Source organism: Pseudoduganella violaceinigra DSM 15887 (assembly GCF_000425385.1).
Taxonomy (GTDB): domain Bacteria; phylum Pseudomonadota; class Gammaproteobacteria; order Burkholderiales; family Burkholderiaceae_D; genus Rugamonas; species Rugamonas violaceinigra.
This window is the reverse complement of record NZ_AUDI01000001.1, coordinates 119,061-143,405: the sequence shown is the minus strand read 5'-3', so window position 1 is coordinate 143,405 and position 24,345 is coordinate 119,061. Positions and strand designations below refer to the sequence as shown.

The 24,345-nt window shown below is 64.0% G+C and carries 22 protein-coding genes and 1 riboswitch; of the genes, 15 read left to right on the top strand and 7 right to left on the bottom strand.

From position 1 onward, the window contains the following. Positions 1-16: 16 nt before the first annotated feature. Positions 17-877, bottom strand: coding sequence for a hypothetical protein (locus H597_RS29225; RefSeq protein ID WP_051293424.1), 861 nt, complete (start codon positions 875-877; stop codon positions 17-19). Continuing rightward, on the bottom strand, positions 874-3,063 hold the full coding sequence (locus H597_RS0100625) for a M1 family metallopeptidase (RefSeq protein ID WP_028100416.1): 2,190 nt from the start codon (positions 3,061-3,063) through the stop codon (positions 874-876). Before H597_RS0100625 ends, H597_RS29225 begins: the two co-directional genes overlap by 4 nt. Before the next feature lie 83 nt (positions 3,064-3,146). Continuing rightward, positions 3,147-3,353, top strand: a riboswitch (cobalamin riboswitch). Positions 3,354-3,426: 73 nt separating this feature from the next. On the opposite strand from H597_RS0100625, the gene H597_RS0100620 reads away from it, so the two are divergent. From H597_RS0100620 to H597_RS34530, 3 genes are all read left to right on the top strand, one after another. Beyond that, positions 3,427-5,352: a TonB-dependent receptor gene (locus H597_RS0100620; RefSeq protein WP_035372824.1), complete on the top strand. Its 1,926-nt coding sequence runs from the start codon at positions 3,427-3,429 to the stop codon at positions 5,350-5,352. A 116-nt stretch (positions 5,353-5,468) separates the two neighbouring features. Next, positions 5,469-6,125 (top strand): thiol:disulfide interchange protein DsbA/DsbL, encoded by a 657-nt coding sequence (locus tag H597_RS0100615; RefSeq protein ID WP_028100414.1) that lies wholly within the window; start codon positions 5,469-5,471, stop codon positions 6,123-6,125. A 3-nt stretch (positions 6,126-6,128) separates the two neighbouring features. Beyond that, complete coding sequence (locus tag H597_RS34530; protein ID WP_028100413.1) at positions 6,129-6,440, top strand: hypothetical protein; 312 nt, start codon at positions 6,129-6,131, stop codon at positions 6,438-6,440. Positions 6,441-6,490: 50 nt separating this feature from the next. Here H597_RS34530 and H597_RS0100605 read toward each other — a convergent pair whose 3' ends face one another. Continuing rightward, a complete protein-coding gene (locus tag H597_RS0100605) occupies positions 6,491-6,988 on the bottom strand; it encodes a MarR family winged helix-turn-helix transcriptional regulator (RefSeq protein ID WP_028100412.1) in 498 nt (165 codons plus the stop codon). Between the two features lie 298 nt (positions 6,989-7,286). On the opposite strand from H597_RS0100605, the gene H597_RS29220 reads away from it, so the two are divergent. Continuing rightward, complete coding sequence (locus H597_RS29220; RefSeq protein WP_051293423.1) at positions 7,287-7,589, top strand: hypothetical protein; 303 nt, start codon at positions 7,287-7,289, stop codon at positions 7,587-7,589. Here the strand turns inward: H597_RS29220 and H597_RS0100595 are convergent. Next, entirely contained in the window at positions 7,586-8,515 is a 930-nt protein-coding gene (locus H597_RS0100595) for a LysR family transcriptional regulator (RefSeq protein ID WP_028100411.1), read from the bottom strand. The genes H597_RS29220 and H597_RS0100595 overlap by 4 nt on opposite strands. 106 nt (positions 8,516-8,621) lie before the next feature. Here H597_RS0100595 and H597_RS0100590 point away from each other — a divergent pair, with 106 nt between their 5' ends. Beyond that, on the top strand, positions 8,622-9,635 hold the full coding sequence (locus H597_RS0100590) for a zinc-dependent alcohol dehydrogenase family protein (RefSeq protein WP_028100410.1): 1,014 nt from the start codon (positions 8,622-8,624) through the stop codon (positions 9,633-9,635). A gap of 182 nt (positions 9,636-9,817) precedes the next feature. Here H597_RS0100590 and sodB read toward each other — a convergent pair whose 3' ends face one another. Together sodB and xseA are read right to left on the bottom strand one after the other, a co-directional pair. Beyond that, a complete protein-coding gene (gene sodB / locus H597_RS0100585; RefSeq protein WP_028100409.1) occupies positions 9,818-10,396 on the bottom strand; it encodes a superoxide dismutase [Fe] in 579 nt (192 codons plus the stop codon). A 67-nt stretch (positions 10,397-10,463) separates the two neighbouring features. Continuing rightward, positions 10,464-11,804: an exodeoxyribonuclease VII large subunit gene (gene xseA / locus H597_RS0100580; protein WP_028100408.1), complete on the bottom strand. Its 1,341-nt coding sequence runs from the start codon at positions 11,802-11,804 to the stop codon at positions 10,464-10,466. A 907-nt stretch (positions 11,805-12,711) separates the two neighbouring features. On the opposite strand from xseA, the gene H597_RS0100575 reads away from it, so the two are divergent. The 7 genes from H597_RS0100575 (at position 12,712) to H597_RS29215 (ending at position 18,811) form a co-directional block, all read left to right on the top strand. Beyond that, the gene (locus tag H597_RS0100575) at positions 12,712-13,317 is read left to right on the top strand and encodes a MotA/TolQ/ExbB proton channel family protein (RefSeq protein ID WP_028100407.1); all 606 of its coding nucleotides are present in this window, start codon (positions 12,712-12,714) and stop codon (positions 13,315-13,317) included. A gap of 21 nt (positions 13,318-13,338) precedes the next feature. After that, on the top strand, positions 13,339-13,758 hold the full coding sequence (locus H597_RS0100570) for an ExbD/TolR family protein (RefSeq protein ID WP_028100406.1): 420 nt from the start codon (positions 13,339-13,341) through the stop codon (positions 13,756-13,758). Then, positions 13,758-14,819 carry a tetraacyldisaccharide 4'-kinase gene (gene lpxK, locus H597_RS0100565; protein ID WP_028100405.1) on the top strand — a complete coding sequence of 354 codons (1,062 nt, stop codon included), beginning with the start codon at positions 13,758-13,760 and terminating at the stop codon, positions 14,817-14,819. The genes H597_RS0100570 and lpxK overlap by 1 nt, the downstream gene beginning before the upstream one ends. Further along, positions 14,800-14,976, top strand: a complete 177-nt coding sequence (locus tag H597_RS33720) for a Trm112 family protein (protein ID WP_083940888.1) — start codon at positions 14,800-14,802, stop codon at positions 14,974-14,976. Before lpxK ends, H597_RS33720 begins: the two co-directional genes overlap by 20 nt. A 3-nt stretch (positions 14,977-14,979) precedes the next feature. Next, positions 14,980-15,738, top strand: coding sequence for a 3-deoxy-manno-octulosonate cytidylyltransferase (gene kdsB / locus H597_RS0100555; protein ID WP_028100404.1), 759 nt, complete (start codon positions 14,980-14,982; stop codon positions 15,736-15,738). Positions 15,739-15,816: 78 nt separating this feature from the next. Further along, entirely contained in the window at positions 15,817-16,473 is a 657-nt protein-coding gene (gene adk, locus H597_RS0100550) for an adenylate kinase (RefSeq protein ID WP_028100403.1), read from the top strand. A gap of 172 nt (positions 16,474-16,645) precedes the next feature. After that, positions 16,646-18,811: a sodium-translocating pyrophosphatase gene (locus H597_RS29215; RefSeq protein WP_051293422.1), complete on the top strand. Its 2,166-nt coding sequence runs from the start codon at positions 16,646-16,648 to the stop codon at positions 18,809-18,811. Here H597_RS29215 and H597_RS0100540 read toward each other — a convergent pair. Then, on the bottom strand, positions 18,808-21,030 hold the full coding sequence (locus H597_RS0100540; protein ID WP_028100402.1) for a S41 family peptidase: 2,223 nt from the start codon (positions 21,028-21,030) through the stop codon (positions 18,808-18,810). The two genes, H597_RS29215 and H597_RS0100540, sit on opposite strands and share 4 nt — an antisense overlap. A 130-nt stretch (positions 21,031-21,160) precedes the next feature. Between H597_RS0100540 and H597_RS35315 the strand changes: the two genes are divergently transcribed. The 3 genes from H597_RS35315 to ggt all read left to right on the top strand — a co-directional run bounded on the left by H597_RS35315 (position 21,161) and on the right by ggt (position 24,293). Further along, positions 21,161-21,643, top strand: coding sequence for a hypothetical protein (locus tag H597_RS35315; protein ID WP_028100401.1), 483 nt, complete (start codon positions 21,161-21,163; stop codon positions 21,641-21,643). Between the two features lie 63 nt (positions 21,644-21,706). After that, on the top strand, positions 21,707-22,468 hold the full coding sequence (locus tag H597_RS0100530) for a 3-hydroxyacyl-CoA dehydrogenase (RefSeq protein ID WP_028100400.1): 762 nt from the start codon (positions 21,707-21,709) through the stop codon (positions 22,466-22,468). 82 nt (positions 22,469-22,550) lie between these two features. Further along, positions 22,551-24,293, top strand: a complete 1,743-nt coding sequence (ggt, locus tag H597_RS0100525; protein ID WP_028100399.1) for a gamma-glutamyltransferase — start codon at positions 22,551-22,553, stop codon at positions 24,291-24,293. Positions 24,294-24,345: the final 52 nt, after the last annotated feature.

Here is a 24,345-nt window from a genome sequence, read left to right as displayed (position 1 = left end):
CACCAATATACGCCTGTCAGTGGTTTGTTGCAGACACCGCCATCAGGGCAAACAGGCGCGCTGTGCGCATCCACGCCACGGTCAAGGCGATCAGCTGCGCCAGCGCGAAGGCCGCCAGCAGCAGCAAGGCATTGCTGCCGCCCACATTCAGGCGCGCCACGGCCAGCAGTGCCGCCAGCAGGAGGCCGCCCACCGTCAGCAAGGCGTAGCTGCCCAGCATGGCGCCGGGGCGGCGCAGCAGCAGCTTGACGCCCCACCACCAGGCCTTGACCGCGGAGGTACGGCGGCGGTCGATGGCCAGCTGGGCGCGGCCCGCGTCCAGCGTGAGATTGGCCAGCAGCACCAGCAGTGCGGTCGCCATGGTCGCCGCCAGCTGCCATGGCGACGCATCCGATTCCAGCACCGCCTTGCCGGCATAGTCCTCGGCGGCGTCCATCAGCGCGCCGCCCAGGGCGATGGCGATGCCCAGCGGTACGATGGCCCACAGCAGCATGCGGAACATGCGCGGATATTCGGCAACGCCGCCCGCTGCCAGCTCGCGCAAGGTGGCCGTCTGCGGCGCGCGTGCGGCGGTGACGATGACACCGGTCAGAAATGGCGACATCAGCAAGGTCAGGATGAGCGCGGCCAGGCCGCCGGCCTGCAGCGCCGTGCCGTTGCGGCGCACTTCGCTGAAGATGTCGGTAACTGCGGCGAGGTTGAGGGCGTGCGCCAGTTCCGGCGCGCGCACCGACTGGTCCAGCAGGGACGACAGGGCGAGCCAGAAGGGCAGGGCCAGCAGGGCGGTCGGCAGCAGCACGGCGGCCAGCCAGACCAGCAGCAGGCGCCATTGCAGGGCGGAGCGGCCGGCGCGATTGAGATTGGTAGTCAGCTTCATACGGTGGCGATCAGGGAAATCAAGGACTGGATAATGGCGGCCAGGTCGAAGGTCCAGCGGCGCGAGGCGCTGCCGTCTTTCTTCAGAGTGCGGCTGTCATCGAGTTTGCTTACGTCGAGCAGGTGTTTGCCTTCCGGATCGAGCTGGGCCGACACCGCCTTGACCGGCTTGGTCCACTCGAACGTCTGCCAGCGCTGTTCGCCGCCCCAGGCGACGGTCTCCTTGCTGCCGTCGGCGAAAGTGACGACCAGCGTTTGCGGTACGTCGGCGCCGCGGCGGCGCACGGTAACGCGCGTCAGGTAAGGGAAGGGGCCCGTGCCCGGCTTGGCGTCCGGATGGGCCTTCTCCCAGGCCTCGCGCTGCGCTTCGGCGCGTTTGTCGGCCTGCTCTTCGGACAGGTCGATGCGCTTGCCTTGCTCCGATTGCAGGCCCGGGCGCGGCAGCACTTCTTCGCTGGTGAGGGCGGAGATGCGGTCGTCCACCCGCGTCGCGCTATACACCTGCTGCGCGAACACGGTTTCCACCAGCTTGCGCTGGCCGCTGACATCGGCCAGGGTTTCGCGGAAGTCGGCCACGCTAGGATGGCGGAATTTCCAGCGGCGGTAGTACTCCTTGAAGGCGCGCTCCATGGTGTCCTTGCCCAGCTGCGCTTCGAGGTCGTGCATTGCCAGCGTGGTGCGCGAATACACTGGGCCGATGCCTTGCAGGCGGTCATAGGCGTTCTGGCCCAGCGGATCGGACGGCTCTTCGCGCGGGGCGCCCTGGCGCTCGAACTCGAAGCCATTGACGACGGGCGCGAAGCCGATGGAACGCAGGAACGGCGTGGTCAGGTGCAGTTTGCGCCCGGTGTCGCGGATCATGCGCTGGTTCCAGAATTCGTTCAGGCCTTCATCCAGGAAGGGTTCCTCGAATTCGTTGCTGGCCAGGATGCCGTAGAAATAGCCATGGCCGAATTCGTGGATCGTGACGAAGTCCAGCAAGCCGGCCGCCGCGGTATCAGGCTTCAGACCGGCGTAGCTGTCGGCCGTGAAGAAGGTCGGGTATTCCATGCCGCCCGCTTCGCTGGCGTTATGCGGCGGGATCACGACCGTCAGCGTCTTGTAGGGGTAGGGGCCCAGCGTCCGGGAGAAGTAGTCCAGCGAATCCTTGGCCGCCTTCATGGCCGGCGCCGCGTTGGAGGCGAATTCCTGCGGGTACAGCACGGTGAGCTTCACTTGCGGACTGCCCGGACCGGTCCAGGTATCGGTGAGGGGCTTGGCGCTGTGCTTGTCGGCGGTCCAGGCGAAATCGTGCACATCGCCCTGCACATAGTGGTGGGTCAGCTTGCCGTCTTTTTCGACCGGCGCGCCTTGCAGCTCGCCGGTGGCGCCCACGGTGTACTCCCTGGGCACGGTCAGCGTCACATCGTAATTGCCGAAATCGGCGTAAAACTCCGATTCGGCATGGAATTCATGGGCATTCCAGCGCACGGCGGTGGCGCCGCGTTCGCCCGGCAGCTCCAGCACGGCGATCTTGGGGAACCATTGCGCCACCAGGTGGAAGCTGTCGAAGTAGCCGGTGCGCGCCATCACGCGCGGCAGCTGGTCGAAAAAGTCGATGTCGAGCGTGGTGCTGGCGCCGGGCGCCACCGGCTGCGGCAAGTCCATGCGCACCACCGTCTGGTCGGCCGCCGGCCCGCCATCGGGGTGCACGAAGGTCCAGGGCACCTTGGCGCCCCCCTGCTGCACGCTGCGCAATTCGGTATAGCCCCACTCGTTATCCTTGCTCAACTCGCTATTGCGGATGCCGTTGCCGTTCCTGCGCTGTTCGGTGTGGAAGGTACTGTTGCCGTTCTGGAAAGCGTTCAGGTAGAGGTGCAGGTAGACGCTGCGCACCGGCTGCGCGCTGCGGTTGCGCCAGGCCAGGCGCTGCTTGCCGTCGATAGTGTGTTTGACCGGATCCAGACTGGCCTCGATCCGGTAGTCCACCACGCGGTCGGACAGCGTGGCTTCCTGGCCGCTGCGCACGCCGCCCCAGGCGCCGGCGGCGCTGGGCTGGGTGACGGCGGCGGCCTTGGCCGGCGCCAGGGGGATGCCGGTGCCCGTTTCCGGGACGGTGGCCGGGCTGCCGCCTTCCGCCCACAGCCTGGCCTGGACCGCGACGCCGCCCAGCAGGGCGGCCACGGCCAACATTTTTGCGATGCGCATATATCTCCATTAAATTTTTTGCAACGCGAAAATATAGCCCGACTTCGGCCGCTTGACAAACTTTTAAGGCACCTTCAAGCGGCGTATAATGCAGGCGCTTTGGTGCCCGCACCCTGTTCATGGGTGCAGTTAAACGGGAAACGCGATGTGCTGCCCCCGCAACGGTACGCAGGCGCCGTCCATGCGACGGCAGGCCGCCCCCAAAACCACTGCCGGTGCATACCGGCCGGCAGGAAGGTGGGGCGGTCCGTCTTGCCAGCCCGGATACCGGCCAAGGAGGTGGAAGCGTGCCCACAGCGGGCGCGACTTCTGTGGATTCCGGCTGCGGGGACGCAGGCGGATACTCTTTCTATTGTTTTAGCCATGACCATTCTCGCCTCGCGCTGCGCCGTTGCCGCAGCTGTTGCCCTGTGCTTTGCCGCACCGGTCCAAGCCCAAACTGACACCGTTGTCATTTCCGGTTCCCGTTTCGCCAGCGACCCGTCGCTGCTGCCGATCGGCGCCACCACCATCACTGCCGCTGAGATCCGCCGCGCCGGCGCCTCCGACGTCAACCAGGCGATCCGCAAGATCGGCGGCGTGTACGGCCGCCAAAGCCTGACCGGCAGCCCTGACTTCGGCCTGGACCTGCGCGGCTTCGGCACCAACAGCGACCAGAACGTGGTGATCGTGGTCGATGGCGTGCGCCTGAGCGAGAATGAGCAGATCAGCGCAACCCTGTCCACCATCCCGATCGACCTGGTGGAGCGTATCGACATCATGCGCGGCGGCGCCAGCGTACTGTATGGCGAAGGCGCCACCGGTGGCGTGATCCAGATCGTCACCAAGCGGCCGAAAAACGGCGAGCACAGCGGCAACGTGTTCACTGAACTGGGCCAGTACAAGAGCGGTGAAGTGCGCGGCAGCGTGGTGCAGGGCTTCAACGGCTTCGCCATCGACGCGTCGGCCGGCCACCAGCGCACCGACAACTACCGCGCCAACAACGATTTCAAGCAGTCGCGCTTCAATGGCGGCCTGCATTTCGACAGCGGCTTTGGCCGCGTTTCCCTGCGCGCCGACATCGCGCGCCAGGACCAGCGTTTTGCCGGTGGCCTGTCGGAAGCCCGCTTCAACGCCGACCCGCGGCAGACCCTGACGCCGAACGATTTCGGCAAGATGGACAGCGACCGCTACACCGCCTCCTGGGAACACAAGGTCGGCGCTTTCGACCTGGCTGCCGAACTGTCGCATCGCAAAAAGGACGTGGACTCCTACTCCTTCGGCTCGATGTACTCCTACGAGAGCAAGCAGAGCCAGTTCTCGCCGCGAGTGCGCCACCTGGCCCAATTTGGCGGCCTGCTGAATGAATTGGTAACGGGCTTTGATTTCGGTCACTGGAACCGGGTTAGCGAGTCGAAATATTCGGCTGCCGACGCCACCCAGCGCAGCAAGGCAATCTACGTGCGTGATGAATTGAAATTCGGCGGCCGACAGCAGTTCCGCCTGGCGGCAGGGGCGCGCCGCGAGCTGTTCGACAAGGACACGGTTGATCTGCCCTTCAACCCTAACTACAGCGTCAAGCAGGCCCATAACGCCTGGGAAGTACAGGGCAGCATGCTGGCGGCGCCTGGCTTGACCGCATGGGCCAAGGCCGGCCAGAGCTATCGCGTCGCCAACGCTGACGACAACGCCTCGACGCCGTTGCAAAACAAGCCGCTGCAAACCCAGACTTCGCATGATGCCGAGATTGGCCTGGACTACGCGGCAGGCCCGTTCAAGGCCGATGCGCGCGTCTTCCGCCATAACCTGGAAAACGAAATCTATTACGATCCGACCATCGCCCCGTACGGCACCAACACCAACCTGGCGCCGACCCGCCGCCAGGGCGTCGAGCTCGATGGCCGCTACCGCTTTGCCCCGGCATGGGAAGTGCAGGGCCACTTCCAGCAGGTGGACGCCGAATTCCGCTCCGGTCCGAACGCCGGCCGCGAGCTGGCGCTGGTGCCGAAGAACACCGTGACCGTGCGCCTGGCATGGCTGCCGTCCAACGGCCAGAGCGCCGACATCGGCGTGCAGCGCGTCTCCAAGCAGCGCTACGGCGGCGACTTCGACAACAGCTGCGACGCCCGCATGCCAGCCTACACCACCGTCGATGGCCGCTACGCGCGCAAATTCGGTCAGTGGGAACTGGCGCTGACTGCGCTGAACCTGTTCGACAAGGACCACTACAGCCAGGCGTTCTCCTGCCGTGGCGGGATCTACCCGGACAACGGCCGCCAGCTGAAAGTCTCGGCACGCTACGACTTCTAAGCCCTTAAAGCAGGCTTAATTCAGCCCCGTTGGCGCCAATTTGGCCCACGGGGCTCATCACAGCGCGCAAAAAATGGTAATCTCGCGGCGTTTACCACTTACCCGTAAGGATGACCATGCGCTTGCTGCGACTGCTGATTGCTTCTGCCGCCCTGATGTTCACCGCCGCCGGCGCTTACGCCGCCGAGCCGAAAGAGGGCGTCGACTATAAGACACTTTCCACCCCGGTGCGCACCGAAGCCCCCGGCAAAAAGGTGGAAGTCGTCGAGTTCTTCATGTTCACTTGCCCCCACTGCTACGCGCTCGAGCCGCGCCTGTCGGCCTGGGTCAAGCAGAACGCGGACAAGATCCACTTCCGCCGCATCCACTTTGCCCGTAACGAGCGCGATTTGCTGGCGCGCGCCTACGTGACCCTGGAAGCCATGGGCGCCCCGGAGAGCGCCGGCCAGAAGCTGTTTGAGGCCTTGCACAAGGAACACAAGCGCCTGCCGCGCGAAGAGGACGTAACGGCCGTGCTGGTGAGCGCCGGCGTTGACAAGGCCAAGTACGAAAGCACCTATAAATCCTTTGGTGTCGAGTCTAAAATGAAGCGTATCAACACTGTGCTCAGCCAGTATGGCGTTGAATATGCTCCGACCCTGGTGATCGATGGCCGTTTTATGACTTCGCCTTCGATGGCGGGCCGTCCTGACCAGCCGGAAGAGCAGTCCCAGGCCGCCGCGCTGGTGGTGGCGGACTATCTGGTTGCCAAGGCTGCAGCAAGCAAAAAGTAAAGCATGGAACATCGTGAAGAAGGCGTGATGCGAGCATTCCGGGAGTCGGCCCCTGACGAGGCCGGCTTGGTGCAGCACACCTGGGTCAACCACCTGGCCTGGACCCTGGTGGTCCTCTTGTCCGGGCTGGTGTTCTGGCTGGTGGTGGCCGTGGTCAATGCCGAAAACCAGCGCAATGCGCTGGCCAACAAGCAATGCCGCGACCAGGTCTTCAAGGAAGAAATCGACCGCACCTGCATGCTCAACGTGCAGTCGCGCGAGCATTGGTGGGAGCACCTGGCGTATGCCATGAAGCACACCAAGCCGCAGAAGTAATGCAATAAAAAAAAGCCCGCTGCGAAGCGGGCTTTTTGTTATCCGGCGGGTCAGGCCGTCACATCCAGGTTGGCGAGTTGTCGCTTGAACAGCTGTTCCTGCACGCGGATATCGTCGCCGTTATAGCCGTCGTAGGCGCGCGTGGTGCGCGTCCAGACTTCCGGCATCACCTGTTCGATCAGGTTGCGGCCGGCGTCGGTCAAGGTGATCATCACGCAGCGGCGGTCGCCTGGGCGGTTGCCGCGGGTGATCAGACCCTGGGCTTCCAGGTCGTTGCAGACCCGGGTCAGGTTGGCCGGCTTTTCCATGCAGGCTTCGCCCAGATTGGAGGCCGTCGAAGTCTCATTTTCCGATCCATACAGCACTGCCAGCACCATGTAGCTGGCATCGACCAGGTCATACTTGCGCAATACCGAATTCGCCAGATCCTTCATGCGTTTCTGGACGTGATAGGTCATGCGCAGCAGGCGTACCAAGTCTTCCGGGAACTCCGGGATGCGAGTATGAATGTTTTTCAGGCGCTTATTGGTTGCGTCAAAACTACTCATTCTGCAGGCACTCCTGTGCAATTTGTTCAAGTCTGAATTGTACTAGTGTTGACCTAAGGTAAATGCCTTTTTGATCTGCATCAACGGACCCCTGCAGGCGCCGCACAGGAAAGCGTTCCATGTTTTTTGAAAGTTACATATTGGGAAAACCTTATACTAACGGTGAAAATTTGGTACAAATGGCATACAACTGAAGATATTTTAGTATTATTACCCTAACATTATAGTGTTGGCATCTTCCAACACTGCGCCCCCTGGCGGCCAAAATCGTTAGATTTATTGGAAACAGGAGGACACCATGTCAGGAACCAGTACCCTCGATCCGGACAATATGCCGGTCCAGCCCGACCGCGAATTGCGCAAGGGCCATGACACCGGGACGCTCGGTCCCAGCGATTCATCCGATTCCGGCAGCGACGTGCAAGGCGGCCCCGGCGATACCGAACTCGATAGCGATTCCGATGCCCAAGGCACGGGGGAGCGCGCCGGCGCGGGCCGCGACACCCCGGCGCCGGATGGCGCGGATATCGACGTCGACCACGTCGAATCGCTGCCCGGCGCCTGGCGCCAGGAACACGACGACGTGGAACGCGGCGCCTAGCCGATCGCCGGGTTCTTTTCGGCGCTGGCCAGGTAGATCGGCGTGACTTCGAGCAGCGTGTCGATCGCCACGCGCAGTTTGGCCGACATATAGGGCGTGTGCGGCCACACCAGGTGCATGCGCGAGGCTTCCATCTCGCCGCAATCGAACAGCACCTGCAATTCGCCGCGGTTGACATAGGGAGCGACCAGCCAGCAGGGCAGCCAGGCCAAACCCATCCCGCGCGCCGCCGCGTCGGCAATCGCCTGCAGGTCGTCCAGCAGCATGCGTTGCTGCGGCAGCAGGTCGCGCGTGCGCCCATCCGGCAGGGCGACCGTCCACGCCTTGATCACCCGCCCGCGCGAATACAGGACGCCGGCATGGCGGGCCACATCCTGCAAGTCCTGCGGTGCGCCCTGCTCGCGCAGGTAGGACGGCGCGGCGCAGATCAGCATGCGCTGCTGCCCCAGGTGGCGCGCGGCCAGGCTGCTGGAGTCGGGCAGGGGCCCCACGCGCAGGCCAAGGTCGAAGCCTTCATCCACCAGGTCGACCACGCGGTCATTGAACGAGATGTCGATGGTCAGCCGCGGATAGCGCTGGGCCAGCTCCATCATCAAGGGCGCCACGAACTGGCGCCCGAACAGCACCGGCACGCTGATGCGCAGGCGTCCGGTCGGTTCGCTGCGCCCGCTGCCGATGCAGGCTTCGCCCTCGTCCAGTTCGGCCAGGGCGCGTACGCAGCGCTCGTAATAGGACTGGCCGGCCTCGGTCAGGTTCTGGCTGCGTGTGGTGCGGTGGAACAGGCGCACGCCCAAGCGCTCTTCCAGCCTGGCGATCGCCTTGGCCACGGCGGAGCGGGTCTGGTGCAGGCGGGTGGCGGCGGCGGAGAAGCTGCCGGCCTCCACCGCTTGCACAAAGACATTGATCCCGTTCAGTCGTTCATTCATATTGTTTCCACCCAGGCGACAATCTGTTGAGAAAACTCCACCACTGTGGAGTGCAAGGAAACTATATAGTTCTTTGCACTCAACCACAACTTGTAAGGAGTTCCAAATGCACGCTTACCACATCACCCCTGGCGCCGGTATCGAAAGCCTGGAAGCCGTGACGCTGCCCAAGCGCGAATTGCAACACCACGAGGTGCGCGTCAAGGTACGCGCCGTTGCCCTGAACTACCGCGACCTGATGGTCGCCCATGGCAGCTATCCGACCAGCGGCGAGGGTGCCGTGGTGCCCGGTTCCGATGCCGCTGGCGAAGTGATCGAAGTGGGCCCGGGTGTGGAGCGTTTCCGCGTGGGCGACCGGGTTGCCACCACCTTCTTCCCCGAGTGGGCGGACGGCAAAGTCACGCCGGGCAAGACTGCCGTCACGCTGGGCGCCGGCGGCACCGGCGCACTGTCGGAAGAGCTGGTGATCCACGAGGACGGCGTGGCTGCCATTCCGCCCCACCTGGGCTATGAAGAAGCAGCCACCCTTACTTGCGCCGGCGTCACTGCCTGGAATGCGCTGTTCGTGGAAGGCGGCCTGAAGGCTGGCGACACGGTGCTGCTGCTGGGTACCGGCGGCGTGTCGATTTGGGCGCTGCAGCTGGCCAAGGCGGCGGGCGTGCGCACCATCATCACCTCGTCCAGCGATACCAAGCTGGAAAAGGCGCGCGAACTTGGCGCCGATGTCCTGATCAACTACCGCAAAAACCCCGAGTGGCAGGAGGAAGTGCTGCGCGCCACCAATGGCGCTGGCGTTGACCTGGTGCTGGAAGTGGGCGGTCAGGACACGCTGGCGCGCTCCATCGCGTCGGCCGGCATGGGCGGCAAGGTGGCCGTGATCGGCGGCCTGGGCGGCGGCTTTGAAACCAGCGTCCAGCTGCTCGGCATCGTCATTGGGGGCAAGAGCATGAGCGGGATCTATGTCGGCAGCCGCAAGATGCAGGAAGATTTGTCGCGCCTGGTTTCCCAGCGCAACATCAAGCCGGTGGTGGACCGCGTGTTCGACATCCACCAGGCGCGCGAAGCCTACCAGCACCTGGCCTCGGGCAATCACTTCGGCAAGGTCGTGATCAGTGTCTAGAGGAGCAAACTAGTGTCTGATCCCATGGGCTGACACTGGGTGACCGGTTTCGCAGCGTGCTGCGCTCGGCAAAACCGGCAAATCAGTGTCTGACCCGCAGGGTCAGACACTAGCCGGCATAGGCTGATCGAAAAAAAAAGCCCGCTCAAAAAGCGGGCTTTCTATTCTGGCGCAGATCGCGATTAAGCGAAGTTCTGAGCCACGAAGTTCCAGTTCACCAGGTTCCAGAAGATTTCAACATATTTAGGACGGGCGTTGCGGTAGTCAACGTAGTAAGCGTGTTCCCACACGTCGCAGGTCAGCAGCGGCTTGTCGGCGCCGGTCAGCGGGGTAGCTGCGTTGGAGGTGTTGACGATTTCGACGGAGCCGTCGGCCTTCTTCACCAGCCAGGTCCAGCCGGAACCGAAGTTGCCGACGCAGGACTTGGTGAATTCCGCCTTGAAGTTGTCGAAGGAACCGAACTTGGCGTTGATGGCATCAGCCACGGCACCGCTTGGAGCGCCGCCGGCGTTAGGCGCCATGCAGTTCCAGTAGAAGGTGTGGTTCCAAACCTGGGCTGCGTTATTGAACACGCCGCCGGAAGATTTCTTCACGATCTCTTCCAGGGACAGGTTCTCGAACTCGGTGCCCTTGATCAGGTTGTTCAGGTTGGTGACATAAGCCTGGTGGTGCTTACCGTAGTGGAATTCCAGGGTTTCCTTGGAGATGTGCGGCTGCAGCGCGTCCATTGCATACGGCAGTGGTGGCAGGGTATGTTCCATGAATGTTTCCTTTTGATTGAGACGAAAAGTTATTTTTGCCGAAACGGCCACTATTGTAATACGAACGCTAGGTAAGCGTCGGCTGCACGGTGGCCACGCCGACATCGGCGCTGCCCTCGGCCAGGCGTACGCCCAGCGATTGTCCGGGTTTGATCTGCGACGGGTGGCGCAGCACGGCGCCGGCAGCATCGGTGACGATGGCGTAGCCGCGTTCCAGCGTGCGCTGGGGATTCAGTAATTCCAGTTGCGCCGACAGCGCATGCAAGGCGTCGCGCCGTTGCGCCAGCTGGTTGCGCATGCTGGCGCCGGCACGGTGCTGCAGCGCCTGCATCGCCGCGCGTGCCGCCGTCGCATCCGGCTTGCGCGCCGCCAGGCGGCCAGCCAGGCGGTCGACAGTGAAGCGCGCCTGCTGCAGCGGATTGTGCGTGGCATGCCTCATGGCGGTGGACAAGGACTGCAGTTGCAGGCGCTGCTGGGCGATGCGGGCCGTGGGGCTGAGCAGGCGGCGCTGCAGGTTGTCCAGCGTTTGCGTGGCGTCGCTGAGGGCGCGGCGCATGGCGCGGCGCAAGTCGGTGGCGTCGGCGCGCAGGGAACCGAGCCAGTCGGCGCGCGGCGTCGCCGCCAGTTCCGCGGCGGCGGTCGGGGTGGCGGCACGGACGTCGGCGGCAAAGTCGCAGATGGTGAAATCGGTCTCGTGGCCGACCCCGGACACCACGGGGATGGCGCAATTGGCCACGGCATAAGCGACCACTTCCTCGTTAAAGCACCACAGGTCTTCCATGCTGCCGCCGCCGCGCACGACCAGCAGCACATCGCATTCGGCGCGGCGCGACGCGGTGTCGATGGCGGCCGCGATCTGCGCGCCGGCCTGCTGGCCCTGGACCAGGGTCGGGTAGAGCACAAGCTGCACATGCGGCGCGCGGCGGTGCAGGGCGATCAGCACATCGCGCAAGGCTGCCGCCTGCGGACTGGTGACAATGCCGATGGTGCGCGGGAACAAGGGCAGGGCGCGCTTGCGCTCGTTATCGAACAGGCCGGCCGCCGCCAGGCGCTCCTTCAGGCGCTGAAACGCTTCAAACAGGGAACCCACGCCGGCGCGGCGGATCGCCTCCACATTGATCTGGTAGTCGCCGCGCGGCCCGTACAGGGTCACCAGGGCCCGCACCTCCACCTTGTCGCCCTCGCGCGGCACGAAGCCGGCGTACTGCGACCGGCCGCGGAACATGACGGCCCGCACTTGGGCGCCGTCGTCCTTGAGGGTGAAGTACCAGTGGCCCGAACTTGCCCGTGTGAAATTGGAGATTTCCCCAGATATCCACTGCAAGGGGAAAGAGCGCTCCAACAAGCGGGCAACCGCCTGGTTGAGGGCGCTGACTGTAATGACCTGGTTCGGTTCGGGGCTATGCATGTTTGACCTGTCCACACTTTTTGAAAGCGGTCATGCTTATGTCACATATCACTTCGTATCGCAAGGATTTTTTGTAAACACATGATTATTAAGGGTAAACGCCGATGCTACATTACCGGGCAATGTATGAATTCCCTTATAGATCAAGGACTTTGCGATAGGCCATGGCTGTTACGCACAAAGATATCCACAGAATATGTGAGGAACTCCGGGAAGCGCAAACTTGCGTGATGAAAATGTTTGCATAGAAGCTTTCATGATGAAAATCAATGACTTGGCAGGCCACGCTCGCCCTTGCTAACAATTTTATCCACAGAAGTTGTGGGGAAAGTGGCTGCTTAAAAAATGGGCGGCAAGTGTTTATTGTTGCAGATCAAAGACTTGCACCATATCCCGTGGCCTTGCGCACAATATTGTCCACAGAATTTGTGCAGAAGAGCAAAAAATGTCCACCGGCGGGTCAGGAAGAACGGTGGACATTCTTCTGCGAAGTTTTTACGCACGGCAAGAATTCGCTTACAAATCAAGGACTTTTCACCCCTTGCATGGCCTTGCTAACAATCTTATCAACAGATTATGTGAAGAAGTGCACAAGTGGAAAAAGCACGAAAAATGCCAATGCGCATTTTTTGTGCTTGAGAATAATTCGCTTTCCATTCAAAGGTTTAGCATATAAAAGCTGCCATTCCCCACAATTTTGTCCACAGAATATGTGCAGAACTGGTCCTTCCATCGCTGATGAAATTTTTTGCATTAGAAAAAATCATAGTCAAATCATGGGTTTAGGTCGAAATAGTGGGATTGCCAACAGTGTTGTCCACAGAAAATGTGAAGAATGCACACACTTGCCTGTTAGCGCTCGACAGGCTACATTGCGCGTTTACGTTTTATTTCACAGGAGTATCTCTTGCTCGCAATTTTCCAGGCCGCCGGCTGGCCCATCTGGCCTCTGCTGATCGCTTCCATCGTCGCCCTCGCACTGATCGTGGAGCGCCTGATGTATCTGCGCCGTTCGCGCATCATCCCCACCACCCTGCTGGACGAGGTGGTCAAGGTGTATCGCAGTGGAAACATCAACAATGAAATCATCAACAAGCTGGAAAAATCTTCCCAGCTGGGCATCGTCCTTGCGGCAGCGTTGCGTAACGTGAACGCCCCGCGCGACGTCATGAAGGAATCGATCGAAGAAGCCGGCGGCGCCGTCGCGCACCAGCTCGAACGCTTCCTGACCACCCTGGGCACGATCGCCACCCTGGCACCGCTGATGGGCCTGTTCGGCACCGTGGTCGGCATGATCGAGATCTTCGGTTCGCAGAATTCCTCCGGCGCCAACCCTGCGCAACTGGCGCATGGTATCTCGACCGCACTGTACAACACCGGTTTCGGCCTGGCGATCGCCATGCCGACCCTGGTGTTCTACCGTCACTTCCGCGCCCTGGTGGACTCCTTTGTCATCGACATGGAGCAGCAGGCGGTCAAGTTCGTGGACGTGGTCCACAACTCCCGCAAGTAAGCGAGGGATCAGTTTATGGCGATGAATTTCCGCCGAGGCCAGAAGCGCGAAGATCCGGAGATTAACCTGATCCCCTTCATCGACGTGCTGCTGGTGATCCTGATCTTCCTGATGATCACCACCACCTACAGCAAGTTCACCGAGCTGAAAATCACCCTGCCGACCGCCGATGCGGAAAAGGCGGTGGAGCAGCCGAACGACTTGAGCGTGACCGTGGACGCGAAGGGCAACTACACCATCAACGGCACGCCGGTGGCGTTCCACGATGTGCCCAGCCTGTCCGTGCAGATGAAGGCTGAAGCCAAGGGCGGCAACCCGATCGTCAAGATCAACGCCGACCAGTTCGCGATGCACCAGATGGTGATCAACGTGATGGAAGCGGCCCGCCTGGCCGGCTTCGAGCGCGTGACCTTCGAGGCGCAGACCGCCCAAGGCAAGTAATGCCGTCTTCCCTGGAGACGACGCTGTCGCGCGAATGGCTGCGGCGCGGGCCGCTCGCCTGCGCATTGTGGCCGCTGTCGCTGCTGTTTCGCGGCATCGCCGCCCTGCGCAGGGCCTCCTTCGCCGCGGGCCTGTCGTCCTCCGAACGGCTGCCGGTACCGGTGGCCGTTGTCGGGAACATCTTCATCGGCGGCACGGGCAAGACGCCGCTGACCATCTGGCTGGTGGAGGCGCTGCGTGCAGCCGGATTCCGGCCGGGCGTCGTGTCGCGCGGTTTCGGCAGCAAGGATGCCGCGCCGCGCGCCGTCAGCGCCGCATCGACACCCGCCGAGGTGGGCGATGAGCCGGTCTTGATCGCCGCCCGCACGGGCTGTCCGGTCTTTGTCGGCCGCGCACGCGCTGCTGCCGGGAGGGCGCTGCTGGCGGCCCATCCCGAGGTCGACGTTCTCGTCACCGATGACGGCCTGCAGCATTACGCCCTGTCCCGCGATGTGGAAATCGTCCTGTTCGATGGGCGCGGCGTGGGCAATGGCTGGACGCTGCCGGCCGGTCCGCTGCGCGAGGCGCCGTCGCGCCGGCGCGATTTCACCGTGGTCAATGCGCCGGAGCTTACGCCGGCGCTGGCCGCTGCAGTGGTGCCGCAGGGCAATGCCGCCCCATGGCAGATGCGCCTGGCGGGGGACGCCGCCGAGCGCCTGGCCGATCGCACCGAACGCACCACGCTGGCCGAGCTGGCGCGCCGTGCCGGGGAGGGCGCCGGCCTGCGCGTGGCCGCCGCCGCTGGGATCGGCAACCCGGCCCGCTTTTTCGGCATGCTGCGCGCCGCGGGGCTCAAGCCGCAGGAGTTGCCGCTGCCCGACCATCACGATTTCCAGGACCGCCCCTTCGCCGGCATCGAGGCCGACATTATTCTGGTGACGGAGAAGGATGCAGTAAAATGCTGGCAAATTGAAGAATTACGCAACGATCCCAGAATCTGGGTCGTTCCAGTCAGCGCCCGCATCGACGCGGCGCTGGCCGATCAAATTGTGGAGAAACTACGTGGATGCACGCCTGCTTGATATCCTGGTCTGCCCTGTGTGCAAGGGCCCGCTGGAGTACGACAAAAAAGCCCAGGAAATGATTTGCAAAGGCGACCGCCTGGCATACCCGGTCCGCGACGGCATCCCGATCATGTGGGCCGACGAAGCGCGCTCCCTGCCCGACACCACGGAGTAAGCGGTGTCCTTCATCGTCATCATCCCGGCCCGCCTGGCCTCGACCCGCCTGCCCAATAAGCCCTTGGCCGACCTGGGCGGCAAGCCGATGGTGGTGCGCGTCGCCGAGCGTGCGAAGGAAGCGGGCGCCGCCCGCATCATCGTCGCCACCGACCACGCCTCGATCAAGGAAGCCTGCGAACAGCACGGCGTCGAAGTCTGCATGACCCGCGCCGACCATCCGTCCGGCACCGACCGCATCGCCGAAGTGGCGCGCGCCATGCACCTGCCGATGGACGCCGTGGTGGTCAACCTGCAGGGCGACGAGCCCCTGATCGACCCTAAACTGCTGCAAGCGGCCGCCGCCCGCATCGGCGCCGGCGTGCCGATGTCGACCTGCGCCCACCCGCTGCACGACGTGGCCGACGCCTTCAATCCGAACGTGGTGAAGGTGGTGCTGGACAAGCAGGAGCGCGCCCTCTATTTCAGCCGTGCCACCATTCCGTGGCACCGCGATGCCTTCGCCAAGGACAAATCGGCCCTGCCGGCCGGCTACGTCCCCTTGCGCCATATCGGCCTGTACGCCTACCGCAACGACTTCCTGCAAGCCTATCCGGCGCTGGAAATGTCGCCGCTGGAGGGGATTGAAGCCCTGGAGCAGCTGCGTGTGCTCTGGCACGGCTACCCGATCGCCGTGCACGTGACCGATTCCGCCCCGGCGGCCGGAGTGGACACGCCGGAAGACCTGGCGCGTGTGCAGTCTTTCTACAAAAGTGGCGGTTAAGCCAACTTTTGTGGTAAGTTTCTAGCAAGGTGGCTCAGGCATCATCAAAAATTATTATTAAATCGTTTAGGAACATTCATGCGTCTCATTCTGTTAGGAGCACCAGGGGCCGGCAAGGGCACTCAGGCCAACTTCATCAAGGAAAAGTACAACATTCCCCAGATCTCCACTGGCGACATGCTGCGTGCCGCAATCAAGGAAGGTACTGAACTGGGTCTTGCTGCCAAGAAAGTAATGGACGCGGGCCAGCTGGTCTCCGACGACATCATCATCGGCCTGGTGAAGGACCGCCTGAAGGCGGCCGATTGCGCCCACGGCTACCTGTTTGACGGCTTCCCGCGCACCACCGCGCAAGCCGACGCGATGAAGGACGCGGGCGTCACGATCGACTACGTGCTCGAAATCGCCGTGCCGGACGACCAGATCGTCGAACGCATGAGCGGCCGCCGCAGCCACCCGGCGTCGGGCCGCGTGTACCACGTCAAATTCAACCCTCCTAAAGTCGAAGGCAAGGACGATGTCACCGGCGAAGACCTGGTGCAGCGCGACGACGACAAGGAAGAAACCGTCAAGAAGCGCCTGGACGTCTACCACAACCAGACCGAAGTGCTGCTCGGCTATTACGGCGAGTGGGCCAAATCGGGCCAGCCTGGTGCGCCGAAGTACCGCAAGATCGAAGGCGTTGGTCCCGTCGACGAAATCCGCGACCGCGCGTTCGCGGCGCTGAACAGCTAATTTTTACGCCAAACCCGTAACCCGGTGTCTGACCCTATGGGTCTGACACCGGTTTGCCGGTTCCTGGCCCGGCCCCCTGGCCGTGAAGAAGTCAAAGTTTTGCAGTACGCAGTTCGGTTTTACCGAGTTCGTTTTGTGGCGCTTGATTCCAACAACGTAAGGGGGCAATTCTATGGCAGCAAGTTTGTGGTTCGCGATTGCATGCGGCGTGCTCGCGGTTGTGTATGGGCTGTGGGCGCGCAGCTGGATTCTTGGACAGGACGCGGGCAATGCCCGCATGCAGGAAATCGCGACAGCCATCCAGCAGGGTGCTGCGGCCTACCTGGCCCGCCAGTACCGCACCATCGGTATCGTTGGTGTCGTCCTGCTGGTAGCCATCGGTGCGGCGATCGATATCAAGACCGCCATCGGCTTCCTTCTCGGCGCCGTGCTTTCAGGCGCTTGCGGCTTCATCGGCATGAATGTGTCGGTGCGGGCCAATGTGCGTACTGCGCAAGCGGCGTCGGTGGGCATGAATGAAGCGCTCAATGTTGCATTCAAGGGCGGCGCCATCACCGGCATGCTGGTGGTCGGCCTGGGCCTGCTGGGTGTGGCCGGTTTCTACTGGATCCTCACCGCGATGGGTGGCTCCGCCGCCAATGTGCACGACGTGCTCAAGCCGATGATCGGCCTGGCCTTCGGCGCATCGCTGATCTCGATCTTCGCCCGTTTGGGCGGCGGCATCTTCACCAAGGGCGCCGATGTCGGCGCGGACCTGGTGGGCAAGGTGGAAGCCGGTATTCCCGAGGATGACCCGCGCAATCCCGCCGTGATCGCCGACAATGTGGGTGACAACGTGGGCGACTGCGCCGGCATGGCGGCCGACCTGTTCGAGACCTATGTGGTGACCCTGATCGCCACCATGCTGCTTGGCGCGCTGATGATCACCAGTGCTCCCGCGCAGGCGGCGCTGTACCCGATGCTGCTGGGCGCCGTGTCCATCATCGGCTCCATCATCGGCTGCTCGATGGTCAAGGCCAAGCCGGGCAAGAAAATCATGTCGGCCCTCTACACCGGCTTGTGGTGGGCTGCCGGCTTATCGCTGATCGGCTTTGTGGTCGTGACCTGGATGATCTGGCCCGACGACGATATGCGCTACAAGATGCTGGGCGCGACCATCGTCGGCATCGTGCTGACCGGCTTGATGGTCTACATCACCGAGTTCTATACCGGCACCGAATTCGCTCCGGTGCGCCATATCGCGGAAGCTTCCACCACGGGCCACGGCACCAATATCATCGCCGGCCTGGGCGTGTCGATGAAATCCACCGCATGGCCGGTGCTGGCGGTCTGCGTGGCGATCATGATCTCCTTCAAGCTGGCTGGCCTGTACGGCATTGCGATTGCCGCCACGTCGATGCTGTCGATGGCCGGTATCGTGGTGGCGCTGGATGCCTACGGCCCGATCACCGATAACGCCGGCGGTATCGCCGAAATGTCGGGCATGCCCGATTCCGTGCGCGCCATCACCGACCCGCTGGACGCGGTGGGCAACACCACCAAGGCCGTGACCAAGGGTTACGCCATCGGTTCCGCCGGCCTGGCCGCGCTGGTGCTGTTCGCCGACTATACCCACGCGCTGGAGTCGCGCAGCCTGCAAATGACCTTCGACCTGTCCGACCCGATGGTGATCGTGGGCCTGTTCATCGGCGGCCTGATTCCCTACCTGTTCGGCGCGATGGCGATGGAAGCGGTGGGCCGCGCGGCCGGCGCCGTGGTGGTGGAAGTGCGCCGCCAGTTCCGCGACATCAAAGGCATCATGGACGGCAGCGGCAAGCCGCAGTACGACAAGGCGGTCGACATGCTGACCGCTTCGGCGATCAAGGAAATGATCGCGCCTTCGCTGCTGCCGGTGCTGGTGCCGATTCTGGTCGGCATGCTGCTTGGCCCGCGCGCGCTGGGCGGCCTGCTGATGGGCACCATCATCACCGGCCTGTTCGTGGCGATCTCCATGACCACCGGCGGTGGCGCCTGGGATAACGCGAAAAAGTATATCGAAGACGGCAACCACGGCGGCAAAGGCTCCGACGCGCACAAGGCGGCGGTAACCGGCGACACGGTGGGCGACCCGTACAAGGATACCGCCGGTCCGGCCGTCAACCCGCTGATCAAGATCATCAATATCGTGGCGCTGCTGCTGGTGCCGCTGCTGCCGGCCACCGGCATGCTGTCGGTGACCATGGCGCCGATGCAGGCCAACGCGCCGATCGCCGCGCCGGCGACGCAGCCGGCTGCTGCGGGCGTCGCGCCGGTTGTGAACGAGAGCGCGGCCGCTTCGGCCAAAGCAAACGTGAACTAACCGTCTTCGCGCAGGAAGCGTTCGGCACGTTCGAGCACTTCATCGCGGCCTGCGCGGACACCGGCAACGGTGGGGCGGACTTCAAGATGGGGTGCGATGCCCGCCTGCTGCATGCGCCGGCCGTCGGCATGGGTGATTTCGAGTCCGGAGAAGGACACCGTCACTTTGCCGGGCAGGACCAGGTGGCGCAAGTCGCCATTGGTGCCGACGCTGCGGCTGCCTATCAGGGTGATGGGGGCCGCGGACTCGAACATCTGCACCGTGTGTTCCGACTGGCTCATGGTGCGGCTGTCGATCAGGACCGCGACTTTTCCGGTGAATAAAGGCCCATCGGGCGCCCGCAGCGGCTGCGCATAGCTAAGCCGCTGTGGCGCAGGCGCGGGCAGGCCGCTGGCGAACGGCGCGTGGATGCCCGGCCCGAAGGCTGCATGCTTGACGTTGAGCCGGCGGGCGATGTCCCAGGCCGTACCGTGGGGATAGCCGCGCAAATCGAAGATCACGCCGCGCCGGCCTGCGATGAAAGCGAACATGGCCGGCACCTCGGCCTGTTGCAGGCGGTCCAGGTCGACGTAGGCCAGGTCGTTCCCCAGATACCGCATGGCGGCGCCCGCCGGGCGCTGCACCAGTTCCTCGTCCAGGATGCGGCGGCGTATCTCGACCTGGCGCGCGCCATCGGGCCCTGAAACGGTCAATCTTGCCAGGCTGTCGGGCGCGCCCGACAGCAGCCTTCTCAGCACGGCGTGCACCATGCCGGAGCCGGTGGCGCTGGAAATCTGCGGGCGCAGCCGGTCCATCATGCTGGCCACGGGTTCGCCATCGATGGCCAGCACCTCGTCGCCGGCAGCGAGCGCTCCGGATTCCGGGTGCGCCGCATCGGCGCCGATGACGATGACCTTATTCTCGATCACGGCCAGCGAAAGGGGCAGGTCCGCTTTGCCGCGGTGGGCGCTGAGCGCGCGGCTCCAAACCCAGGCATGGTTGTCGCCCAGGTGCACCAGCATGGCCTGCAGCGCCTGGGCGTACTGTAGATTGTCCTCCACCGTGGCCATGCGCTGGATGCAGGCCAGCAGCGCCTCGTCCCAGGAGGAGCCGAGCAAATCGCGGGCGGGATATTGGCGTTCGATGGTGGCCCACAGCTTGATGGCGGCGAGGATCCGCATTGCCTTCGATGGGAACTGGCCCTGGTCGTATGCTTGCTGGCGCTGCACGGGCAGCGGGACCGGGACGGCCTGGGCCCGGCGGCGTGGCGTGGCCGACAGCATCGCGGCGGCAGCTTTCACCGCTGCGCTGGCGATGCCGGTGTCGCCGTCATCGGGGGCGATCCGGTCTGGCCTGTAGCCGAGAAGGCCTTCGCGGGCGACCAGCCTGGCCCGGCTGAACTCGACCATCAAACCGTCGCCAACCCGCCGCTGCATCAGGGGCGCGGCGTAGGTCGCCAACGTCCCGCTGGTGGCGACAATGCGCGCCACGCCTTGCCGTTGCAGGGCCAGGGCCGTTTTCGGCACGGCCGTGAGGCCATTCACCAGGAAGACGACGGGACGGCGGCGCGCGCCGGGGGCTGGCTTGATCGAATGCGTGGCAAGCGTCATCAGCCCGGCCGGCATGGTGGGATCGGCCGGCTCGCCGAATGCCGGCATGCCGGTCTGGAAGCGGTACTGTTCGGCGGGCAGCGGCAGCGGCGCGCTGATGAAGTGCGCAGCAAGTTGTTCAAGATAGGGATTGAGATCGACCATGTGCCGGGAGGTGGCGCGCAGGTCGACGACGAGGGCGGGCCGGCTGTTCACGCTGGCCAGCGCCGCCTGCCAGGCGGCCTGCTCGACCTTGCGTCCCGCGTGCAGATGCAGCAGGCCCACGCCGTCGCGCATGCGCTCGAACAAAGGCTTATCGTCCGGCCATTCCAGCATCTGGTTATCGATCTCGTCCCAAATGCGCAGGCCCGGATCGTTCAGTGGGCGCATCATTTGTTCGAGCGCCGTTTTCAGGCCGGGCTTGTCCCGTGCCGCCAACAGGGACGGCAAAGCCTTGACCAGGGCCCGGTCCCAGTCGATGGACTCGTCGCTCAGCGCGGGATGGAGGTATTGCACGTCGCGCCACAAGCGCGCCACGTCGAGCATATCGACCGAAGCGGCGGATGCCAGGACCGGCAGGCAGGCAAGGCAGGCGGCCAGGTGCAGCCGCGCCTTTCGCCATATGGAAGCTTCCGAGGGCAGGGCAAGCATTGCTGTTGAATATGTCGCAATATTTTTTGAACGGGCGCGATCGTAATGAGAATCCAAGCTTTGTGCAAGGCTTGCGTGGCGCCCGCAGGCGGCATGCGGCGTATGATGGTGGCGTGCAGCGGAGGACTCCATGAACATGGCTATCTTGCTGGCGCTGATCGCCGGGCTCTCCGGCCCGGCCGACGCTGCCGATTCCCTATCCAATGAGGCATATCGAAAACTGCCCGAATGCCGGCTTAGCGCGGACGGCAAGCACCTTCTGCAAGAGCCCTGCCGCACCGCGCCGGCCCGCCAGAAAATGCCGCGCCGCCCGGTGCCGCTGATCGTCACGCCGACCCAGCGCATGGCACCCGCCGCCGATCCCTCGCTGACCTGGGCGCCGATCCTGGAGCGGCGCAATGTCAGCGCACCGCCGGCGACGTTCACGCGGCTGCCGCAGCCAGGCCAGCCTGCGGCGCCGCCGCCCGGCTCCAGCGCGCCGATCCCCGTCACCTGCGATCCCGGCGGCTGCCGCGATGCCAGCGGCACCTTCTACCATGGCGGACCGGGGCCGCTCATCAGCCCAAGCGGAAGGGTGTGTTCGCACAACGGAGGGTGGATGACTTGCAACTGATTTCGCGTACAATACGCCTCGATTGACGTTTACGTAACGTAAAGTGAATAGGGGAGACAGCGTATGCAAATCAAAGACCAAGTATTCATCATTACCGGCGGCGCATCGGGCCTGGGCGCAGCCACCGCGCGCATGATCGTCGACAACGGCGGCAAGGTTGTGCTGGCGGACGTGCAGGCGGAGGCGGGCGAAAAACTCGCGGCCGAGCTGGGCGCGGCCAAATTCGTCAAATGCGATGTGACCTCGGAAGCCGACGGCCAGGCCGTCGTGGCCGCGGCCACCGCCATGGGCGCCCTGCGCGGCCTGGTGAACTGCGCCGGCGTGGCGCCTGCCATCAAGACCGTGGGCAAGGATGGTCCGCACCCGCTGGAATCGTTCGCGCGCACCATCAACATCAACCTGGTGGGCACCTTCAATATGTGCCGCCTGGCGGCCGACGCCATGGGCAAGACCGAGGCGGCAGAGTGGGGCGAACGCGGTGTGATCATCAATACCGCGTCCGTGGCGGCATTCGACGGCCAGATCGGCCAGGCTGCGTATGGCGCGTCCAAGGCCGGCGTGGCGGGCCTGACCCTGCCGATGGCGCGCGACCTGTCGCGCAGCGGCATCCGTGTGATGACCATTGCGCCGGGTATCTTCGAAACCCCGATGCTGCTGGGGATGCCGCAGGAAGTGCAGGATGCGCTGGGCAAGATGGTGCCGTTCCCGCCGCGCCTGGGCAAGCCGTTCGAATACGCTTCGCTGGCCAAGGCCATTATCGAAAACACCATGTTGAATGGCGAGACGATTCGCCTCGATGGTGCGATTCGCATGCAGCCAAAGTAAAACCGCCAGGCGGCTGCCGCAGGCTGGTGTCGGACCCCGCGGGTCTGACACCGGGGCAGCGGTTTTGGTGTAGCATGCAAAAATGAAAGCCATCGTCCTTGCCGCAGCTCTGCTCTGCACCCTCCCGCTTCACGCCCAAGACAACCGCGCACCTGAAATCTCCACCGGCTGGCAGGAAAAGGCCGGCTGGTCCGCGCAGAAATTCATGGTCGCCGCGGCCAACCCATTGGCCACCGAGGCCGGCTACCAGATGCTGAAACAGGGCGGTTCCGCAGTCGATGCCGCCATCGCCACCCAGCTGGTCCTGACCCTGGTCGAACCGCAGTCCTCCGGCATCGGCGGCGGCGCCTTCATGATGCATTGGGACGGCAAGAAAGTCCGCTCCTTCGACGGCCGCGAAACCGCGCCGGCCTCCGCCACCGAAACCCTGTTCCAGGATGCAAACGGCAAACCGTTGCCGCGCGCCGAAGGCGTGGTCGGCGGCCGCTCGGTCGGCGCGCCGGGCGTGCTGCGCATGCTGGAACTGGCGCACAAACACTACGGCAAGCTGGCCTGGCCCAAGCTGTTCGCGCCGGCCATCAAGCTGGCCGAACAAGGCTTCGCCGTCAGCCCGCGCCTGAACGCCTTGCTGAGCAGTGAGCGCTACCTGCAGCGCGATGCGGCGGCGGCGGCCTATTTCTTCGACAAGGACAAGCAACCCTGGCCGGTCGGGCATATCCTGAAGAACCCCGAGCTGGCCAAGACCCTGCGCGAGATTTCCACCGGCGGCGCCGATGCCTTCTACAAAGGCCATATCGCGCGCGACATCGCCGCCAAGGTGCAGGGCCACCCGACCAATCCGGGCGGCCTGACGGCGGCCGATATCGCCGGCTACCAGGCCCGGGAACGCGAGCCGCTGTGCGCCGACTACCGCGCCTACACGGTGTGCGGCATGCCGCCGCCATCGTCCGGCGGCGTGGCCATCGCGCAGATCCTGGGCATCCTGGAAAACAGCCGGATCGGCGATTACGCGCCCGCCGACGGCGTGCTCGGCGCCGACGCGATCCACCTGATGTCGGAGGCCGAACGCCTGGCCTACGCGGACCGCAACCGCTACGTGGCCGACACCGATTTCGTGCCGCTGCCCGGCAAGGGCGCGGCCGGCTTGCTGGACAAGTCCTATCTGCGCCAGCGCGCCGCCCTGATCGGCGACAAGTCGATGGGCCGCGCCCGCGCCGGCGTGCCGGCCGAGGTGAAGGTGGCCTGGGGCGACGATACGGCGCTGGACAAGCCGTCCACCTCGCACCTGGTGGTGGTCGACGGCTACGGCAACGGCATTTCCATGACCACGTCGGTGGAAGACGCTTTCGGCTCGCGCACGATGGTCGACGGTTTCCTGTTGAACAACCAGTTGACCGACTTCTCCTGGGAATCGGCCGACGAAAACGGCCCCGTGGCCAACCGGGTGCAGCCAGGCAAGCGCCCGCGCAGCTCGATGGCGCCGACCATGGTATTCGACCGGCAGACCGGCAAACTGGTGCTGGCCGCCGGTTCGCCGGGCGGCTCCACCATCATCAACTACGTGGCCAAGGTGCTGGTCGGCACGCTGGACTGGAAGCTCAATGTGCAGCAGGCCATCAGCCTGCCCAATTTCGGCAGCCGCAACGGCCCGACCGAACTGGAGGCGGGCAAGCTGCCGGTTTCCGTGGTGGAGCAGCTCAAGGCGCGCGGCCACGAGGTGCGCCAGGTGGAAATGAACTCCGGCCTGCAAGGCCTGCAGCGCACCGCGACCGGCTGGTTCGGCGGCGCCGACCCGCGCCGCGAGGGCGTGGTGCGCGGCGAGTGACTGGCTTGCGACAGGACATTCCCGGCCCGCGGCCTTCATGTTACGCTCGATA

What these genes read in the sequence shown, in the direction of transcription:
- lpxK (WP_028100405.1), top strand. Translation starts at nt 13,758, where the DNA reads ATGCCGTCTTCCCTGGAGACGACGCTGTCGCGCGAATGGCTGCGGCGC.
- H597_RS29215 (WP_051293422.1), top strand. Translation starts at nt 16,646, where the DNA reads ATGGCAGCAAGTTTGTGGTTCGCGATTGCATGCGGCGTGCTCGCGGTT.
- xseA (WP_028100408.1), bottom strand. Translation starts at nt 11,804, where the DNA reads ATGCATAGCCCCGAACCGAACCAGGTCATTACAGTCAGCGCCCTCAAC.
- adk (WP_028100403.1), top strand. Translation starts at nt 15,817, where the DNA reads ATGCGTCTCATTCTGTTAGGAGCACCAGGGGCCGGCAAGGGCACTCAG.
- ggt (WP_028100399.1), top strand. Translation starts at nt 22,551, where the DNA reads ATGAAAGCCATCGTCCTTGCCGCAGCTCTGCTCTGCACCCTCCCGCTT.
- H597_RS0100615 (WP_028100414.1), top strand. Translation starts at nt 5,469, where the DNA reads ATGCGCTTGCTGCGACTGCTGATTGCTTCTGCCGCCCTGATGTTCACC.
- H597_RS0100570 (WP_028100406.1), top strand. Translation starts at nt 13,339, where the DNA reads ATGAATTTCCGCCGAGGCCAGAAGCGCGAAGATCCGGAGATTAACCTG.
- H597_RS0100590 (WP_028100410.1), top strand. Translation starts at nt 8,622, where the DNA reads ATGCACGCTTACCACATCACCCCTGGCGCCGGTATCGAAAGCCTGGAA.
- H597_RS0100625 (WP_028100416.1), bottom strand. Translation starts at nt 3,063, where the DNA reads ATGCGCATCGCAAAAATGTTGGCCGTGGCCGCCCTGCTGGGCGGCGTC.
- H597_RS0100540 (WP_028100402.1), bottom strand. Translation starts at nt 21,030, where the DNA reads ATGCTTGCCCTGCCCTCGGAAGCTTCCATATGGCGAAAGGCGCGGCTG.
- H597_RS0100605 (WP_028100412.1), bottom strand. Translation starts at nt 6,988, where the DNA reads ATGAGTAGTTTTGACGCAACCAATAAGCGCCTGAAAAACATTCATACT.
- H597_RS29220 (WP_051293423.1), top strand. Translation starts at nt 7,287, where the DNA reads ATGTCAGGAACCAGTACCCTCGATCCGGACAATATGCCGGTCCAGCCC.
- H597_RS34530 (WP_028100413.1), top strand. Translation starts at nt 6,129, where the DNA reads ATGGAACATCGTGAAGAAGGCGTGATGCGAGCATTCCGGGAGTCGGCC.
- H597_RS0100595 (WP_028100411.1), bottom strand. Translation starts at nt 8,515, where the DNA reads ATGAATGAACGACTGAACGGGATCAATGTCTTTGTGCAAGCGGTGGAG.
- sodB (WP_028100409.1), bottom strand. Translation starts at nt 10,396, where the DNA reads ATGGAACATACCCTGCCACCACTGCCGTATGCAATGGACGCGCTGCAG.
- H597_RS0100530 (WP_028100400.1), top strand. Translation starts at nt 21,707, where the DNA reads ATGCAAATCAAAGACCAAGTATTCATCATTACCGGCGGCGCATCGGGC.
- H597_RS35315 (WP_028100401.1), top strand. Translation starts at nt 21,161, where the DNA reads ATGAACATGGCTATCTTGCTGGCGCTGATCGCCGGGCTCTCCGGCCCG.
- H597_RS0100620 (WP_035372824.1), top strand. Translation starts at nt 3,427, where the DNA reads ATGACCATTCTCGCCTCGCGCTGCGCCGTTGCCGCAGCTGTTGCCCTG.
- H597_RS29225 (WP_051293424.1), bottom strand. Translation starts at nt 877, where the DNA reads ATGAAGCTGACTACCAATCTCAATCGCGCCGGCCGCTCCGCCCTGCAA.